Source organism: Bacillus sp. UNC125MFCrub1.1 (assembly GCF_000701305.1).
GTDB lineage: Bacteria > Bacillota > Bacilli > Bacillales > Bacillaceae > Bacillus > Bacillus altitudinis.
The window spans coordinates 46,898-63,521 of the sequence record NZ_JNIG01000013.1 but is presented as its reverse complement, the minus strand read 5'-3'; the positions used below and the strand labels follow the sequence as shown (position 1 = coordinate 63,521).

14 protein-coding genes are annotated in these 16,624 nt (G+C 38.6%); 10 read left to right on the top strand and 4 right to left on the bottom strand.

The window, feature by feature from the left end; translation table 11 throughout:
• Positions 1–140: 140 nt before the first annotated feature.
• From N521_RS11095 to N521_RS11085, 3 genes are all read left to right on the top strand, one after another.
• Positions 141–707: a hypothetical protein gene (locus N521_RS11095; RefSeq protein ID WP_025206950.1), complete on the top strand. Its 567-nt coding sequence runs from the start codon at positions 141–143 to the stop codon at positions 705–707.
• A gap of 26 nt (positions 708–733) precedes the next feature.
• Complete coding sequence (locus N521_RS11090; RefSeq protein WP_035391316.1) at positions 734–2,017, top strand: hypothetical protein; 1,284 nt, start codon at positions 734–736, stop codon at positions 2,015–2,017.
• 355 nt (positions 2,018–2,372) lie between these two features.
• Positions 2,373–2,654: a hypothetical protein gene (locus N521_RS11085; RefSeq protein ID WP_008341718.1), complete on the top strand. Its 282-nt coding sequence runs from the start codon at positions 2,373–2,375 to the stop codon at positions 2,652–2,654.
• Positions 2,655–2,706: 52 nt separating this feature from the next.
• Here the strand turns inward: N521_RS11085 and N521_RS11080 are convergent, their stop codons facing one another.
• Positions 2,707–4,215, bottom strand: coding sequence for an AcpB/EbpR/MafR family transcriptional regulator (locus tag N521_RS11080; protein ID WP_035391314.1), 1,509 nt, complete (start codon positions 4,213–4,215; stop codon positions 2,707–2,709).
• Positions 4,216–4,923: 708 nt separating this feature from the next.
• On the opposite strand from N521_RS11080, the gene N521_RS11075 reads away from it, so the two are divergent.
• The 4 genes from N521_RS11075 to N521_RS11060 all read left to right on the top strand — a co-directional run bounded on the left by N521_RS11075 (position 4,924) and on the right by N521_RS11060 (position 13,206).
• Entirely contained in the window at positions 4,924–11,067 is a 6,144-nt protein-coding gene (locus N521_RS11075; RefSeq protein WP_035391312.1) for a SpaA isopeptide-forming pilin-related protein, read from the top strand.
• Positions 11,068–11,088: 21 nt separating this feature from the next.
• Positions 11,089–11,691, top strand: a complete 603-nt coding sequence (locus tag N521_RS11070) for a class D sortase (RefSeq protein WP_008341713.1) — start codon at positions 11,089–11,091, stop codon at positions 11,689–11,691.
• Entirely contained in the window at positions 11,684–12,010 is a 327-nt protein-coding gene (locus N521_RS11065; RefSeq protein ID WP_035391310.1) for a hypothetical protein, read from the top strand. Before N521_RS11070 ends, N521_RS11065 begins: the two co-directional genes overlap by 8 nt.
• A gap of 383 nt (positions 12,011–12,393) precedes the next feature.
• The gene (locus N521_RS11060) at positions 12,394–13,206 is read left to right on the top strand and encodes a leucine-rich repeat domain-containing protein (protein ID WP_035391308.1); all 813 of its coding nucleotides are present in this window, start codon (positions 12,394–12,396) and stop codon (positions 13,204–13,206) included.
• Between the two features lie 40 nt (positions 13,207–13,246).
• On the opposite strand, the gene N521_RS11055 is transcribed toward N521_RS11060, so the two are convergent.
• The 3 genes from N521_RS11055 to N521_RS11045 form a co-directional block, all read right to left on the bottom strand.
• Entirely contained in the window at positions 13,247–13,561 is a 315-nt protein-coding gene (locus tag N521_RS11055) for a DMT family transporter (protein ID WP_035391306.1), read from the bottom strand.
• Complete coding sequence (locus N521_RS11050) at positions 13,562–13,906, bottom strand: DMT family transporter (RefSeq protein ID WP_017358819.1); 345 nt, start codon at positions 13,904–13,906, stop codon at positions 13,562–13,564.
• An 80-nt stretch (positions 13,907–13,986) separates the two neighbouring features.
• Complete coding sequence (locus tag N521_RS11045; protein WP_034647861.1) at positions 13,987–14,544, bottom strand: TetR family transcriptional regulator; 558 nt, start codon at positions 14,542–14,544, stop codon at positions 13,987–13,989.
• Positions 14,545–14,729: 185 nt separating this feature from the next.
• Between N521_RS11045 and N521_RS11040 the strand changes: the two genes are divergently transcribed.
• The 3 genes from N521_RS11040 to N521_RS11030 all read left to right on the top strand — a co-directional run bounded on the left by N521_RS11040 (position 14,730) and on the right by N521_RS11030 (position 16,519).
• Complete coding sequence (locus N521_RS11040; protein WP_035391304.1) at positions 14,730–15,278, top strand: VanZ family protein; 549 nt, start codon at positions 14,730–14,732, stop codon at positions 15,276–15,278.
• On the top strand, positions 15,275–15,739 hold the full coding sequence (locus N521_RS11035; RefSeq protein ID WP_035391302.1) for a DUF6884 domain-containing protein: 465 nt from the start codon (positions 15,275–15,277) through the stop codon (positions 15,737–15,739). Before N521_RS11040 ends, N521_RS11035 begins: the two co-directional genes overlap by 4 nt.
• 150 nt (positions 15,740–15,889) lie before the next feature.
• Entirely contained in the window at positions 15,890–16,519 is a 630-nt protein-coding gene (locus N521_RS11030) for a rhamnogalacturonan acetylesterase (protein ID WP_017358823.1), read from the top strand.
• Positions 16,520–16,624 lie beyond the last annotated feature (105 nt).

Below are 16,624 nucleotides of genomic sequence, written 5' to 3'. Positions count from 1 at the left end.
TTGAATGGTGGGCGTCTTTTCATTTGTGAAAAAGCCGAATTGACAATTGAAAGGGAAAATATTGAAACATTTTTTCGTTAAAATCGTAATAAGGATAGAGCGTTTATCAGAAAAATTTGAAACGAGGAGGAGTTTATCACATGGAACAAGCTGCACTAAAAAAGATGAGGACAAAACAAATCGCTATCTCTAATTTATTTGTCGGACTTATGATCATCATTTTTTTTATGTTGATTCAAATTGTTAAAATCCAACTGACACATTTCCTTTTTTGTTTAGGAATTTTAATCCTTATCCAAGGCATTTTAGGCTTTATCAGAAAAGGAACAACAAAGTCTTTCATCCCTATTTTAGAGCAGGTAGCTATTTATGAAAAAGAGAAATTAGGGAAAGAGTGGGAAAAAGAAAAACGGTTAGATCATGTGTGGAAAATCATATTGAGTGTCATTATGTTTATTCAATCATTCACTTTACAAAATGTGGATAATGCATTCAGTGACGTCGATCCTGCATTGATCATTTTCTTGTTTTTGATGGTTCTAGCCATTTTAAATATAAGCATGCTTTTTCGTTTTAGAAAAATTGACCGATCGACTGTAGGTGAATTAACAGGCTACACAAAAGAGTCAAATATAATGGCAATCGCTTTAGGATTTTTTATGGCAATCGTCATTTTCATCTTTATCGTTATTTTTATTCTTCCATAAAACATCATCATTTTGAGGTGAATTTATTGAAAGCAAACATTCAACAACTGATCGATCAGACAAAGGTGACATTTGGCTTAGATCTTTACTATCTAAAAAGACACAGTTTTCATCGCTACGTCAATATGTTCAATGAAACGGTGTATACATTGAATATGGAATGGTTTCCCTCTCATGAAACGGAACCCGAGGACGATGATCTAAACCCAGACGGCACAGCTGTCATTGAAGTGAACTTGAATACAGGACAGACCGAATCAGTTATTTTTGTTATGGACAAAACCTATGCGCAGCATGGTGTCACGTTTAAGAGACCTTATCCAGCTCATGTCATTCAATGGATCGAACAAGAAACAGGATTGATCTATGGTGAGCATTTTCATATGCATCAGAAGGAAAAAGGGGAACTTTCTTTCGAAGAAGCAATAGATGGTGTGAAAGTTACACCTTCAGGCAGAATCGAAGTGAAATGGAATGAACATGGACAGCTCATGTACTTTACACACCACGGTCCATTTTTAGCTAAAACATTACTGAAAGCTGAGGAATATGTGCTTTCCCTTGATCAGGTGAGGAACTTAGCTGAACAGCAAGTGCAGCTATTTCAATGGCCTTCCTTCGAGCACACTCAAATCCGTTCTATTTATGCGTTAGAAGAAATCTATGTGAAGAACGATGGAACAGGAACTCTTCCGTTTGAAATTGGGCGTGAAGAAACAAATTGTATACACATGAATGAAGTCATTGAGTGGAATGAACCGATAAACAATGCCTTTGAAAAAAAGGAAATGGACATTCATGAGAACATTTCAGCTGAACAAGCTTTCTCATTGGAACCGTCACCAGATTCCTTCCCGATATCAAAAGAAGACCAGGATGAGTGTATCAAAGCAGTCCGCACCTTCTTGGCGCAAAAATATCCAAAGGATACAGGAAAGTGGGTTCTAAAAACACTCCAACGTGATCATGGATACATCCATGCGATATTAAAAACGAATGAGCAAGAAGGCAGTGGATTTATGGATAAAATCAAGGTCTTCATTGATGCCAACACTTTTGAAGCCATTAATTACATAGATAAAAAGGAGATGTTTCAAGTATGTGGGATACTCAATCCATCTCAAACAGCTAGTGAAATCACCATAACTCAGAAACAAGCCTTTGAAACATTGAGAGAACGCCTCGAACTTACACCTATCTATGTCTATGACGATGTGCAAAAACAATATGTTTTATGCGGCAAGCTCGATTGTCATGATGGCGTTGATGCAGTGAGCGGCGAAGTGTTCTCTTTGACAGACCTTTCATAACTTCCAAAAGAACAGTGAGGAGCTGTTCTTTTTTTGTCCCAACTCCCTCTTTTTTGCAGAAAAATGGAATATTGTAGCAGGAAGTTGTCGTTTCATCACGAAAGAAAACAGGTAAGAATATGATCATAGGTCCATTGTTTGGATTCGTGGTGGAGTCAATGAGATGACATAGGAAACGTTATACATATTAAACATTCGTGACAGTACAGTCGATCTACAGTTCATGTCTAAAAAGTGAGTGATTGTGTCTCAAGCCGTATGCGAAAATACGTGTACCGAGATCATATGATGAGTTGGTTCCGTTTGTTTTTAGGTGAGTTTGAAGCCAAGTTAGAAGAAAGTGAGGATATCTACCTTGAGTACATTGGAAGTGTTTCGTCAGTTTTTGGTTGACCATTATCCTGCGTTACAAGATGAGCTTTGGCTGAAAGATGTTGATACCCTTCGAATCTCTCCTATTCTTCATCCTTTTCTGAAAAGCAAGCTGCCAGATGGGATTGAAAAATTCACTTGTGTCCTATTCACGCAGCAAACAGATCAAACCACTGCCCCGCTCAAAGTATACCTTTTATTAGATGAATATGAGCAATCGCTTTACGCCATTGATTTGATGAATGAACAAATCGTGCTTCATTAATACAGAACCAAAAAGCTGCTTGAGCATGTCTCAGCAGCTTTTTTGGTGAAACTTAGTTTGTCATATCAACCAATCTTGATTGCAAGTTGTCCAATTCTTTCTTTGTTGGAAAAGAGCTGATCAGCAGCGTAGACCGTCCTAATTGATGAGGAAGCTCAGTATCGGTCACAATCATATCAATCCCAAGTCGATCCATTGTCAGTTCATTTAATGTATTTTCTGGACTTGTGAAAATATGAATGAGAGGAGGCAATCTTAATTTAATTAAATCCGCAATAAACAAACTATGATTATAACCTAATGTTGAAATGACAAAAATGTTCAACACGTTTCTCCGATCCATTTCCAAATGAACAAGCCCTCTCCAGTTAGAAGTAATGATACGAATCAATTCTCGTTCATTTTTCACAAAAGAAGCGAGTATATCGTCTGTTTTTAACTCTTGGATGATATGAGTAATCCTCGAATAGAAGTAAGGAAGCTGTTTTTTTACCTCTGATAAATAACTCGATTTCTTTTTGAAAAGGAATCCATCTCTTACGGTAATTTCCCTAGAATACACATAATATTGGAGAAGAATCAGTGTCATCGCCTTGCGATTAGCCACCTCTTGATGAAAAATCAACTCCAATTGATTGATAAAGGAATGAATGGCTTCAAAGAGCTGTGGTGTATGCGATTGAAAGAACGTCAATTTTTCTTCGACCGTTTCAATTGATTTATAATGGCCAATAGCTGGTTCAATCAATAATAAAAAGACAAATTCGTGACGATCCAATGTAACACCAAAAGTGTCCTTTGTCATTTGGCAAACGTGTTCTTCCAAGTTTTTGATTTGTTTATAGATACCTTTAGCTGTAGATGTTTGTTTTTCCTTATCCATTGAGTACCTATAATTGCGTCGTATGGTAAAATTTTTCCTCAATCGGTGTATGGAAACGGCGAGCCATAGGCAAAATTTATCTAAAGCCACATCAGGTAGATTGACTTCGAGCACCTGAAATAGCTTTTGTAAAAAATCAACTGCTTCTTGCTTTTGAATATCATCGAATGGCCAAAGCCTGCTTCCATAAACTTCAAACAAAAATTCCACAAAAAATTGACGAATCTCCTTCTCATTTCCATGGAACTGCATACTATCTGGTCGTAACTCAATGTCATACGAGGTAAGAAGCGAATTGATTTTATGTATGGTGTTATACAATGTGGATCTACTGATATTCAGCGTGTCCATCCATTCATAGAAAGACCTGTTTTGTTCAAAGAAAACGCCGTCAATCAATCGAATTTCAATCGTATCTTTTAGAATTTCTTTGATATAGTAGTCGACTCGTATCGTCTGTGTATAACAAATGGATATGCCTTGTCTTGGCTTTATGCGGATTAACGGCTCACCGTTCTCTGTTTGGAACGACTTCATTTGTTCTAAATCGTTTTGAATGGCACGAACCGAACCGATTTGTTCATTCGATATCTCTTGAAGGCTCCACCACTTATCTTTTGATACAAGCAGTTTTAGAATTTTTATCCATCTCTTTGATTTATTATCAATGAGCTCCATTAAACAACTAACTCCTTCCCTTGGCTTGCCTTTATATTATGAAGTTCACTTAAAGAACATTTTAATTTCTAAATAGGCATAAAATGATTTTAATGTTTAGGCTAAATCGTTTTGTCTTCACTTTTCATGATAAAAGAGAAAAAAATTAGACGAAAACAAATGTTATACCCTAATTCTCCATATCTTTCTTTTAAAAGATGATAAGTATGCCATGAATCCCATAAAAATGGATCATTTTGTTTATTTTTTTGCTGCTCAAACGGTAAAAGTAAGAATAAAAAGCATCGGCTTTTTGATTACCATATGGAAGGGAGTAGAAGGAATGCGATCTATATGATGCTGAACTATCTCACCATACATACCATATGATACATGCTTATTTTATATGAACGTTCTATATGTGAATACATGCTTATATATGCATGTACTAATCATTTGTTGTTCATTCCAGTATAAATAGAAAAATTCACATTTATTCTTTTCATGTTCCCTCTCACTATTCCCCATTGCTATAGACCCCTATCCAGCTACTATATCTACTACTCATGATGACCTTTCAAACTCATGGTTGATCAACTCATTTTATTCATAGGGTCTTAAGATGCAATTTTTAGAAAAATTTGATCAGAAGCGGAGTGATCGATCTGACAGTATACAACTGATTTTTTTGTCATTGTTGAAAATTAATTGTAGAAAAGGGTGGATGTATTGAAAAGAATATTGTCATTGGCTCTCATTGCGGTGTTAGTCATACAGTCTAGTATATTAGGAATCTTGCCTTTAGCAGGGGCACAAGCTAAAGACATTCAAGAGAATATCTATGGGAATATTGAGTTTGCTGATAGCGAAGGCAACAAGTTATCAAACATAGAAGATCAGCAAGTTAGAAAGGCCATTGTGCATTGGTCTATTAAAGGAATTGATCTCAAAAAGCAATATCCGTATATTCTCTCTCTTCCTTCAGTCATGCAGGTAGAGAAGGAGCAGAAAGAACTCATTACTGTCGATGACATACCAATTGGTGAGTATACCGTTTCAAAACAAAATGAAGTGACTGTCACATTCAATGAGGATATTGAGCTTGATCCGAATTTAGAAGGATCTATAGATATTGACGTCACCAGTATAGCTGAGAAAAAAGAGAAAACAAAGCAAAATGAGCATAAAGAAAATCTTTCAAAAGATGATTCAACCTCATCGCAGAAAGACAATACTGCTAACAATCAAGAAACTGTTCAAAAGACACAAAGCGATGAAGAGGAGTTACTAGAAAACAAAGTGAACGTGTCTAAGCATGTAGGGCTGCAAAGTGTTTCAAAACAAATGCAGATACAAGAAAATCTCCTTACTGATGCGAAATTAATTTTTGAAGATCAGGAAGGTAATTCAGTAGAAAGGCCTGATATCAACTCACTGATTTCCATTAACTATAAGTGGGCCATCCCGAATGGTCATAACTATAATGGCGGGGATGAATTCCATTTCAAGGTTCCAGAGGAATTAGTGATTTACGAAAAAATCGATCGTCTCGAGATGAAATTTAATCAATCGATCATCGGTTATTTTTCTGTAGATGAAAGCGGAAATGCCTCCATCGAGTTCACAGATTTTATTAAACAATATTCAAATATCCAAGGAACACTTCAAGTATGGACACAATTAGATAAAAAAACAGTGATCACTGAAGAAAAAGAAGTGGTGATTACCCCGATTGAAGGCAAAGATACGATATCGATCCCGATTCAATACATTCCAAATGGTCCAAATGTCTCTAAAAAGGGAGAACCCAATCGATCTTACAATGCTGAAACCATTCAATGGACAGTCGATTTTAATATGGACTTAGATGATGTGAAACAAGCGAAACTGTTAGATCCGATTCAAGAAGGTCAAGCGTTAAAAAAAGATTCAATCAAGCTTTATCGTGTAGATACAAAGCTAAATGGTGAAACATCGCTTGGACAGCTGCTTGACGAAAACCACTACACCATCGGCCAAACAGCAGATGGTCAAGATTTCACGATCGAATTTAAAGATGACGTGCATCTCGCTTACCGTTTAATGTATGAAACGGACATTACGAATCAAGATCAGTCTGCGTTTCGTAATAAAGCGTCCCTTGTCTCTGCTGATAAAGTGATTAGTTCAGCAGAAGGAACCGTGAATGTGACAAGAGGCAGTCCTTTAAATAAAAAAGCCGCCCACTACGATCCAGTCACTCAAACGATTACTTGGGAAATTCGGTATAACTATAACGAAAAAAAGCTGGCTCAAAAGGATGCTTTGATAGAAGACTTCTTTAACGGTACACAGGCGCTAATATCTGATTCAATTCAAGTCAAAGAAGTCACAATTGATGAGAATGGCAAAGAATCAGGAACAAAAGCGTTTGAAGATTATGTGGTTCAACCTCAAAAAAAGGATGAACAAAACGGGTTTACCTTGCAATTCAATCAAGATATCCAATCGGCTTACCTGATCACATATCAAACAAAAGCAACCGAGCGAATTTTCGAAGCTGAAGACATTATCAATACTGTAACAGCTGGTAAAGAGAGCGAACAAGGGAAGCAAAGAATTGATCAGCAAATCCTAACGAAAGACCACGGAACACCGGATTACAAGAACAAGACCATTCCATGGCGTATCATCTTCAACAAAGATCAACAAACCATGAACAACGTAATATTAAAAGATTCGTTTACCAACGAAGGATTGACGCTGCAAAAAGATAGTTTAAAAGTGACGACAGGTAATACAGTGCTTGAAGAAGGCACAGATTATCAAATCGTTGAACATGCAAATGGATTTGATATTCAATTTACGAAAGAAATCAAGACAGAACATACCATCACATATACAACGTCTTTTGATTATGAAAAAAGAGCAGATAAAGATCAAAAGAACCTGCGTAACCATGTAAAACTTGAATGGGTAAATAAAGATGGCAAGGATTTGACGAAGGAAAACCAATCTGTCTTTACGCCTGACACATACACGCAGTCAAATGGGTTCAAGAATGGAACATATGATGCAAAGCAAAAAGAGATCACATGGAATATCGGTGTGAACTATAATTTGAAACATCTAGAAGAGGCGAAAATCGAGGATTTCATTCAAGGAAATCAGCGTTTGCTTAAAGATTCAATCATCGTCTACTCGCTTGATTTACAAGGCGGGGAAAATGGTGCGGAAGAAAAAGAAGTATTAGCGAAAGAACATTATGACATCAAATTCCTTGAAAATGAAAAGGGAGAATCAGGCTTCGAAGTCATTTTCAAACATGCCATTGATTCCCCATACAAAATCACGTATCAAACAAGTGTTGAAGGAATGGATTTAGTACAGAAAACCTACGAAAATAAAGCGACCCTTTATGATGGAAAGACAAAAGAATCAGACGTGAATGCTGTGGTGTCCATTCCAAATGGAGGGAAATACACGAGCAAATCAGGAAATCAACAAGGGAAAGTCATTGATTGGAAACTGAATATCAACTTTGGTCAATCAACAATCCAAGATGCGACGATTATCGACCATCCGAGCAGTAACCAAGCCATAATAGAAAACTCATTTCATCTGTACTCGACAACAATAGATGAAAAGGGGCAAGTGACCAAAAAGGAAGAGCTTGAAAAAGGGAAGGATTATGAACTAGACCTTGAATTCGATCCAGATTCTTTTCAAATCAAATTTAAAGAAGAAATCACGAGACCCTATATTTTAGAATACCAATCTCTCATTTTAGATAAGGTGGGAAGTACACTTCAAAACGAAGTAACGTTTAGAGGTGAAAATGTAAAAGAAATCAAAAAGGAATCCGAAGCCTCAATTGTGGTCAAACGTACCGCTGGCATGGGAGATGGCACAGGAGCGATTGGCGCTTTAACCATTCATAAGGTAGATGCGAGTAGTGGAAAAGCGCTAAAAGGAGCAACCTTTTCTCTGACTGATGCTGCGAGCGGTATCGTCATTGGAACAAAGACAACAGATGAAGAAGGAGCTCTTCGATTTGATCGTCTTCTGTATGGTGACTATATCGTGACAGAAGAGAAAGCACCTGATGGTTATTTGAAAACGAAGGAACCGATCAATGTCACGATTGATCAGCCTTACGAATCAGGAGATCAAGCAAAAACAGGAAATAGCATAACGGTGCAAAACCAAGAAATCCGCCAGCATGTGAAGCTCACGAAAAAAGACAAAGAAACGGGTGCGGCATTAGAAAATGCAGAATTTGAACTGAAAAATGAATCTGGAGATACCGTCCAAACCCATTTGAAAACGGATGAAAAAGGAGAAATCCTTTTCAAACATCTTGAGCCAGGTTCCTATTATTTTGTTGAAACAAACGCACCGAAAGGCTATCAATTAAATCAGCAAAAATGGCCGTTCACCATTAAAGAAAATCAAACAGAAACAACGGTTGTCACCGCAGTAAATGACATCATCAAAGGCTCTGCAGAATTGAGCAAAATAGGTGAAGGTGGAGAGAGACTAGAAGGTGCACAGTTCAAGCTCTTAGATCAAGATGGGCATGAGCTAAATGGTGCGCTTGTCACAGGAAAAGATGGCAAGATCACGATCAATGAACTAAGACCGGGTACGTATCAGCTCATCGAAACAAACGCACCAGACGGTTATGTATTAGATGAAACACCCATCACATTTGAAGTACCACTCGATCCAAAAGAACCAGTCATCATTTCACAAAAGAACCTCTATGAAACAAGTGCATTAGAAGTGATGAAAGAAGGGGAAGATGGCAAGAAGCTTCAAGGTGTTCGATTTGAAGTCTTGGATCAAAATGACAAAGTCGTGCGTAAAGATTTGACAACAGATGAAGATGGGAAGCTGTTGGTCGATGACCTCAAACCGGGCAAATATCAGCTTGTGGAGACAGAGAGTATTGATGGTTACCAAAAGAAAAATAAACCTTATCCGTTTACCATTGAAATCGCACAAAAAAAACCGGCAGAAATCAAAGTGATCAATGATCTCAAAACTGGAGCTGTCCAGCTCACGAAACTCGGTGAAAAGAATGATGTGCTTGAAGGAGCAGAATTCAAGCTAGTAGATGCAAATGGAAAAGAGATAAAAACAGGTCTTGTCACAGATGAGAACGGGAAGATCATCGTCAACAATCTGAAACCTGGAACCTATCAGTTTGTTGAAACGAAGGCGCCATTCGGTCATGAGCTTGACGAAACACCTGTCACTTTTGCTATTCCATTTAACCCTGAGAAGCTGGTCAGTGTGACAAAAGAAAATAGCCGCACAACTGGCGGAGTGCTATTACACAAAACAGGCGAAGATGGGAAATCATTAGAAGGGGTTGTCTTTGATCTATCTGATGCCAAAGGAAAGATAGTGGCAGGAGGAGAAGGGATTACAACCAATCAGGATGGAAAGATTACCTTCACAGGTCTTAAACCTGGAACCTATCAATTTGTTGAAAGAAAGAGTCTTGAAGGCTATGAATTGAGTGCGAAACCACTTGTCTTTGAAGTTGAATTAGGTCAAAAAGACTTGATTCAAGTGGAGGCAATCAATCAGCTCAAGAAAGGTTCTGTAGAACTAACTAAAATAGGGGAAGAAAAAGAAAGATTGAAAGGCGCAGAATTTACCCTTTTCAATGACAATGGTAAAGAATTGCTGTCAGGTTTAACAACCAACGAAAAAGGCATCATCACTGTCAACGATTTGAAACCAGGCGCTTACCAATTGGTTGAAACGAAGGCTCCTTTTGGACATAAACTAGATGCAGAACCAGTAGACTTTCAGATTGATTTCAACCCAAATCAACTGGTGAAAGTGACAAAAGAAAATATTCGCACGACAAGTGCTGTGAAGCTTCAGAAAAAAGGGGAGGATGGTCAGTTGCTCGCTGGCGTGACCTTTGACCTGATTGATGCGCACGATCAGCGTGTGAAGAAAGACTTAAAGACAGACAAAAACGGTCAACTGACAGTCGATCAACTGAAGCCAGGAACCTACCAATTTGTCGAAACAGCAAGCATTGCCGGCTATGAATTGGATCAGACACCTGTCTCATTTACGATTCGTCTAGGTCAAGACAAACCAGCAAAAGTAGAAATGATCAACAAACTGACGCCGGGAGCAGTGGAACTGACCAAAGTGGATGCTGAAGGACACACGCTGGAAAACGCAGAGTTTGCTCTTCAGAGTAAAGACGGGAAAACGCTGAAGAAATCACTTGTAACGGATCAAAAAGGAAAGCTTCACATCAACGATCTAAAACCGGGAGAATATCAATTCGTTGAAACGAAAGCGCCTCATGGCTATGAATTAGATGATCAGCCGATCCGGTTTACGATTGAGAAAAATCAGCAGAAGCCTCTTCAAGTAACAGCGAAGAATCACTTGATTTTAGGAAGTCTGCGTATCATAAAGGTAGACCAGCAGACTGATAGAACCTTAAAAGGTGCAGCCTTTGACATTCGTACAAAAGCCGGGAAAATCATCAAATCTGTGACAACAGGAAAAGACGGAGAAGCCATTGTCAAAGGGCTTAAACCTGGTGAATATACACTCACAGAGACGAAAGCTCCAAATGGTTATGTAGCGTTAAAAAAACCAATCGCTTTTACAATTCAAATGGGCGAAGTGGAGATCAAGACATTGATTGTGAAAAATGCTCCAATGAAGAATGAAGTGGATCACACAAATCCCCCAGCCTCAGATCAAGGGGATCAACATCCGCCTCATGATTCAAACGGTGAATTGCCAAAGACGGGAGAAGAATGGCTACGTTATTTGATGTATGCAGGGATTTTACTAGTAGTGTCTGGAACTGTTCTTCTTGTAGTCAGAAGAAGGACCATTCAGTAAAAGGAAGGAACGAGTGTATTGATGAAAAAAAGAACCTTATTAGGCAGCTTTTTGGTGGTCGCAGGACTAATGCTTATCTCCGTTCCTTTTCTATATGAGTGGCGAACGTCTCAAGAGGCAGCAGCCATGGAAGAGGCATTGAAAATGATTGAAGAAAATGACAGTGATGCCCTTTCTTCTATTCCACATTTAACTGTGTCAGAAGAAGACCTGCGAGATACGATGGAGCTTGAGATCCCGTCAATTGATTTAAATGAAAAAGTGCTACCTGTTACATCAAAAGAAAATTTAAGTATTGCACTGACTCAAATCAAATCTCATCAAATGCCAGGTGAAGGAAATTTCACGATTGCAGGCCATAGAGGGTATAGAGGCGACCGGCTTTTCCGACAGCTGCCAGAGGTGCCTAAAGGGGAAAAAGTCGTCTTACATCATCAAGCAGAAACATACGAATACAAAATTGTCAGCTCAGCTACGATAGAACCGACGGATGTTGATGTACTAAAGGATCGTGGGAAAAATGAACTGACATTGATCACTTGTACTCTTGATGGCCAGAAACGATTTGTCTTAAAAGGAATACGAATCAATGCTTCAAAGGATAAGCAACCGTCGGATGTATAACACCAACATAATAGATGATGAGTTTGATGGAAAAGCAGCGTTCACGACCGACATGTTACACCAATTGTTAGTAGAGCATTATCCCACTTTAAAAAACGAACGTTGGGATGTGGATATAGATACAATTCGGACTTCGCCTATTCTTCATCCTTTATTAAGAAGAAAGATTCCGATAGGTATTGAAAAATTCACATGTGTTTTGTTCACGCAGCAGACAGGGTCCTTTGGAGAGCCTTTGATTGTATACTTTTTATTGGATGAAAAAGGCGAATCGATTTACGCAATGGATCTCTTGCTTGAGCAGCATGATCCACATTAAACGAGAAATAAAAAAGGAAGGGCTTTGATTAACGGGTTCGGTTTTAAGGTGGGAAAATTGTATTAGTCATATAATGAGGACTCTAATTCGTATATGAATTGGAGTTCTTTTATTTGTTTATATGAAAGAGTACAAGCTATCGTCAAGACCTGTGCAGAATATATGGAGTATAGTGAAAGCGAAGTCGTTGATATGTTGTTGCTCCATATTTTAGATGATAAAGATTTTATAAAATGAATTGAAAACAGACGTAATCATCGGCGGATTGTGGTTAAACGGACCAAAGAAGACCATCTAGATTTTATCCCTTTCCCTGTTTCTTCGGAAAAACTCTGATAAAATTCATTTAGATATCCATCATTTGTAGGTGTGGAGGTAAAAGAATGTTAAAAGAAGACCCTGAATATATTTTTCGTCATGATGCACGACCAGAAGCTGTTCATGATTTAGCCGATGTAGATGAAAATGCCACTGAGTTAGTAATCACAGGTAAAATTAAAAATATTGAAAGGTTGAACTCTTTTTCTAACCTGACGAAATTGTGGATTTACAAAGTGAGCCAAAAGGAATTCAATACGATCTTGAGCTTAGTTAATCCCAAAATGCTCTATATGCGTGAACTGAGAGTAGAAGATTTATCAATCATCAGTTCTCTTCAAGATGTTGAGGTATTGGCACTTGAATGGAATACAAAGGCACAAAGTTTATGGGATCTATCAAAAAACACTTTTTTAAAATCTTTATCCTTAACAGATTTTTCAAAGTTGAATGACATAGCTCCTTTGCAAAAAAACACTGGTTTAGAATGGTTGCAATTGTCAGGTGGGATTTGGAACACATTAAATTTAAATACGCTTCAACCTTTAAGATACCTTAAGAATTTAAAATATCTGTGCTTATCAAATATAAAAGTGAAGGACGAGTCTTTAGAGCCAATATCGGCATTAGAGGGACTCAAGGAACTTGACATTTCAAACCAATTCCCGACAGAAGAATACGCTAGATTATCCGTCACCCTTCCAAATACGAAGTGTGATCGTTTTGCACCATACATCTTTTTATCAAGTCCTATTGTAGATAAAGATGTAATGGTAATTGGAAAGCGAAAACCGAAATTAAATTCAAAAGTCGATGGAGAAAAGTTGAAAAAATACGAAAAACAATTTAAAGCGTACCAAGAAAAGTATAAAAATTAACTGGAAAAGCAATGGATAATCTATTCCATTGCTTTTTCTATTACGCAAATAACTTCAGCCCAACGACGCCAATCACAATCAGCAGCAAGCTGAGGATACGAATCATGTTTTTCGGCTCTTTAAATAGAATCATATTAAACAAGACAGAACCCGCTGTTCCAAGTCCAATCCAGACCGTATAGGCAATGGACACTTGGACGGAAGAGAACGAGGCGTACAAAAACAAAAAGGATAAGGCAAATCCGCCGACAAATAACATGCCTGTCGTGAGTTGCTTTTTCTTACTAAACATATTGAGGCCAATGGTTCCGCCAATTTCGCAGGCAGAGGCCAACAGTACAAAAAACCAGCCCATTTATACCGCTTCTCCTTTCTGCTCATGTGCATCTCCATCAGACACCTTCAGTCCAATAATTCCGAGAATTAAAATGCCCATAAATAAGAGCTTTTCTAATGAAAACGAACCGCCGAACAGCGCATAATCCATTAAAGACGTACCAATCGTTCCAACTCCGGCAAACACGGCGTACACGGTCCCTGTCGGCAGCTTCTCGCAAGCTTTCATTAAAAAATAAAAATCAACCGGGATCAGGCAGATAATGATCGCCCACTCCCACACAGCATCTGCTTTATTTAAACCAAACACCCAAAGTAATTCAAATAAACATGTGAGTGCGACATACATCCAGCTTTTTTTCATCGTATTTCCTCCTAAACCTTAAAACTGACGATTCGTCATTTTGAAGCCAAAAAAGAGCGTACAGCAAGTGCTGTACTAAGTTAAGGTGTCTCTATACCGAGTGCGTAAAGAAGGAATTGCTTGACCTCTCGCTTTTGAATCAGAACCTCTTCTGTATCTGTTTCTGTAAATAAGTACATTTGCTCAGCTGATGATTCAAGTAAACCGATAATGAATTTCGCAGCATATTGACAGTTCAAGTTCGCACGTACTCTTTTGTCCTGCTTTGCCTTTTCTAAAAAAGAAGCGACCCATTTGTAAATCGGTTCATAAATATCTTCCCATTCCTTTAAATGCTCGGTGGCAGCTAAACCTGAATACGTCAGGGCAAGAACATCACGGTATTGCCTTGTAAAAGCGAAAATGAATTCAACAAGCGCATCTGCTTGATCGAGGACATCTGCATGCTGAGTTAATTCCTTTTCGATCGCAGGCACCATCTGTGCGATCAGATGTTCAGCGATGGCAGGCATGACAGACAGCTTTGAAGGAAAATATAAATAAAAAGTTCCTTGCGCTACTCCTGCTGTTTTCACAATATCCGATATAGTCGTCTTTTCAATTCCCTTCTCTTTAAAGGCATCTATCGCAGCAAGCATAATTTTTTCTCGTTTTGACACAGGATCACCGACCTTAAAATGACTGAATGTCAGTCAGTTTAGCGGAAAAATGACGATTTGTCAATATCGCATGAATTGTGAGAATAAGTGATGAATAGATACAGGAAAGCTTGAATAACCTGTAATATGGTCAAGCATGGTGTAAGAAAGGGGCAGCTATTTGTATGACATCCAGTGCTATGTTTTCAATGGCTTATTTTCTTCTGCTCGTCCCGTTCTATCTAAATATGAGATATAGGCTGGCAAAAAAACAGCAACGTTTTATCTATTTACGAACAGAAATGGTCCTTGCTTTTCTATTTGTATATACGAATGTTCTCTTTTATTTAACGGTCTTTCCGAATCGCTTTTCAGCACCAAAAGATCAAGTGAGCGTCAATCTGATTCCCTTCCACTCCATTCAACAAAACCTACACGCCTTTCGGCATGGCTATCCAAACCTTGTCTTGTTAAATTTGGCAGGGAACATTCTCTTATTTGTGCCGCTCGGTTTTTTTCTATATCAAGCCTTTCGGACATGTCGCTTTCAAAAGGCGGTGCTGGCTGGGTTGATCTTGTCAGCGATCATCGAAATCCTTCAATGGATATTCTCACAATCTGGTATGATTACAAGAAGCAGCGATATAGATGATATTCTCTTAAATACACTTGGCACAGCGCTAGGTTGTATGTTGTATCGGATGTATCAACGAAGGAAGGAGAAAATCAAGTGAAGCGAGTTTGTATCATTCCATGTGGGGCGAAGAAAATATGGGACGTCCATCCAGAGGCAGGGAGCCAGCCGGCGAACCTCGTTTATTTAAGTCCGCTGCATCAGCGTACGAAAAGCTATGCCCGAACGTTCTTTTCAGACTACCTAATCATTTCAGCGAAGCATGGATTCTTAAAGGCAGATGATATTATTCATGAAAATTATGATGTGGCTTTTGGTACACCGCATACTGATCAGATAACAAGAGAAGCACTAAGTCAGCAATTTCATGAAAAACATCTCACTGCATATGATGAATTAGTGATACTAGGTGGAAAGAAATATCGAAAGGTGATCGATCCGTTATTACTTCCTCATCAGACAGCGATTTATCCGCTGGCTTCATATAAAGGAATTGGCTATATACTTCAGGCGTTGAAGCAAGCCGTTGAGACAAAAGTAGAACTTCCGCCGCATATTTAACGTATTCACATCTACCGGTAAGCAGGGTTTTGATCATTAAAAAGAGAATGAATGAAGTAGCGATGCTGATTGTTTCATATCTTTTCAGCAGCCACTTGGATGTCCGCATCGCTTATTAGAGTGGCTATATGAAAAAGGAGGCGTATGAACATGACAACCATCTATTTAGCTGGTGATTCAACCGTTTCATCTTACCCAGATCGTCCTGTTCAAGGAGGGTGGGGAGAGTTTTTACATCGCTACACAGCGCAGGGTGTGAGCGTCGACAACCGCGCAATCGGTGGAAGAAGCTCAAAAACATTCATTGAAGAAGGACGGCTTGATAAAATATTGGCTGACATTCAGCCTGGGGACTGGCTTTTCACACAAATGGGGCACAATGATGCTTCAACGGAGAAGCCCGAACGGCATACAGATCCTTTCACAACGTATAAAAGCTATTTGTCTCAATATATTCACGGAGCAAGAGCGAAAGGAGCTACACCGCTTTTATTAACGCCAGTCGGCCGCTTTCATGAAAAAGACGGAGAATATATCAATGATTTCCCTGATTACTGTGCCGCTATGAAAGAACTTGCCGATGAAGAAGAAGTTCTTCTCGTTGATTTAAATACAGTTAGTCTCCAGTTTTATCAAATTTCCGGCATAGAGAAAACGACTTCTTACTTTATGCTGTCAACAGGTATAGAGGATCGCACGCACTTTACAAAAGAAGGGGCAGATGCGATTGCAAGACTTGTTTCGCTGGAATTAAAGGACCTTGGATTAACGATTGTGTGATGGATGACAGGACGAGAAAGCGCTCGTCCTGTTCTTTTTTTGCAGAAAGCTATTGATTCCCTTCACCAGAGTAGACTACAATAGGTACATATGATAATGAGAATC

Coding starts and splice junctions, on each gene's coding strand:
- N521_RS11095 (WP_025206950.1), top strand. CDS start 141: ATGGAACAAGCTGCACTAAAAAAGATGAGGACAAAACAAATCGCTATC.
- N521_RS11080 (WP_035391314.1), bottom strand. CDS start 4,215: ATGGAGCTCATTGATAATAAATCAAAGAGATGGATAAAAATTCTAAAA.
- N521_RS11070 (WP_008341713.1), top strand. CDS start 11,089: ATGAAAAAAAGAACCTTATTAGGCAGCTTTTTGGTGGTCGCAGGACTA.
- N521_RS11065 (WP_035391310.1), top strand. CDS start 11,684: ATGTATAACACCAACATAATAGATGATGAGTTTGATGGAAAAGCAGCG.
- N521_RS11060 (WP_035391308.1), top strand. CDS start 12,394: ATGTTAAAAGAAGACCCTGAATATATTTTTCGTCATGATGCACGACCA.
- N521_RS11055 (WP_035391306.1), bottom strand. CDS start 13,561: ATGGGCTGGTTTTTTGTACTGTTGGCCTCTGCCTGCGAAATTGGCGGA.
- N521_RS11050 (WP_017358819.1), bottom strand. CDS start 13,906: ATGAAAAAAAGCTGGATGTATGTCGCACTCACATGTTTATTTGAATTA.
- N521_RS11045 (WP_034647861.1), bottom strand. CDS start 14,544: ATGCTTGCTGCGATAGATGCCTTTAAAGAGAAGGGAATTGAAAAGACG.
- N521_RS11040 (WP_035391304.1), top strand. CDS start 14,730: ATGACATCCAGTGCTATGTTTTCAATGGCTTATTTTCTTCTGCTCGTC.
- N521_RS11030 (WP_017358823.1), top strand. CDS start 15,890: ATGACAACCATCTATTTAGCTGGTGATTCAACCGTTTCATCTTACCCA.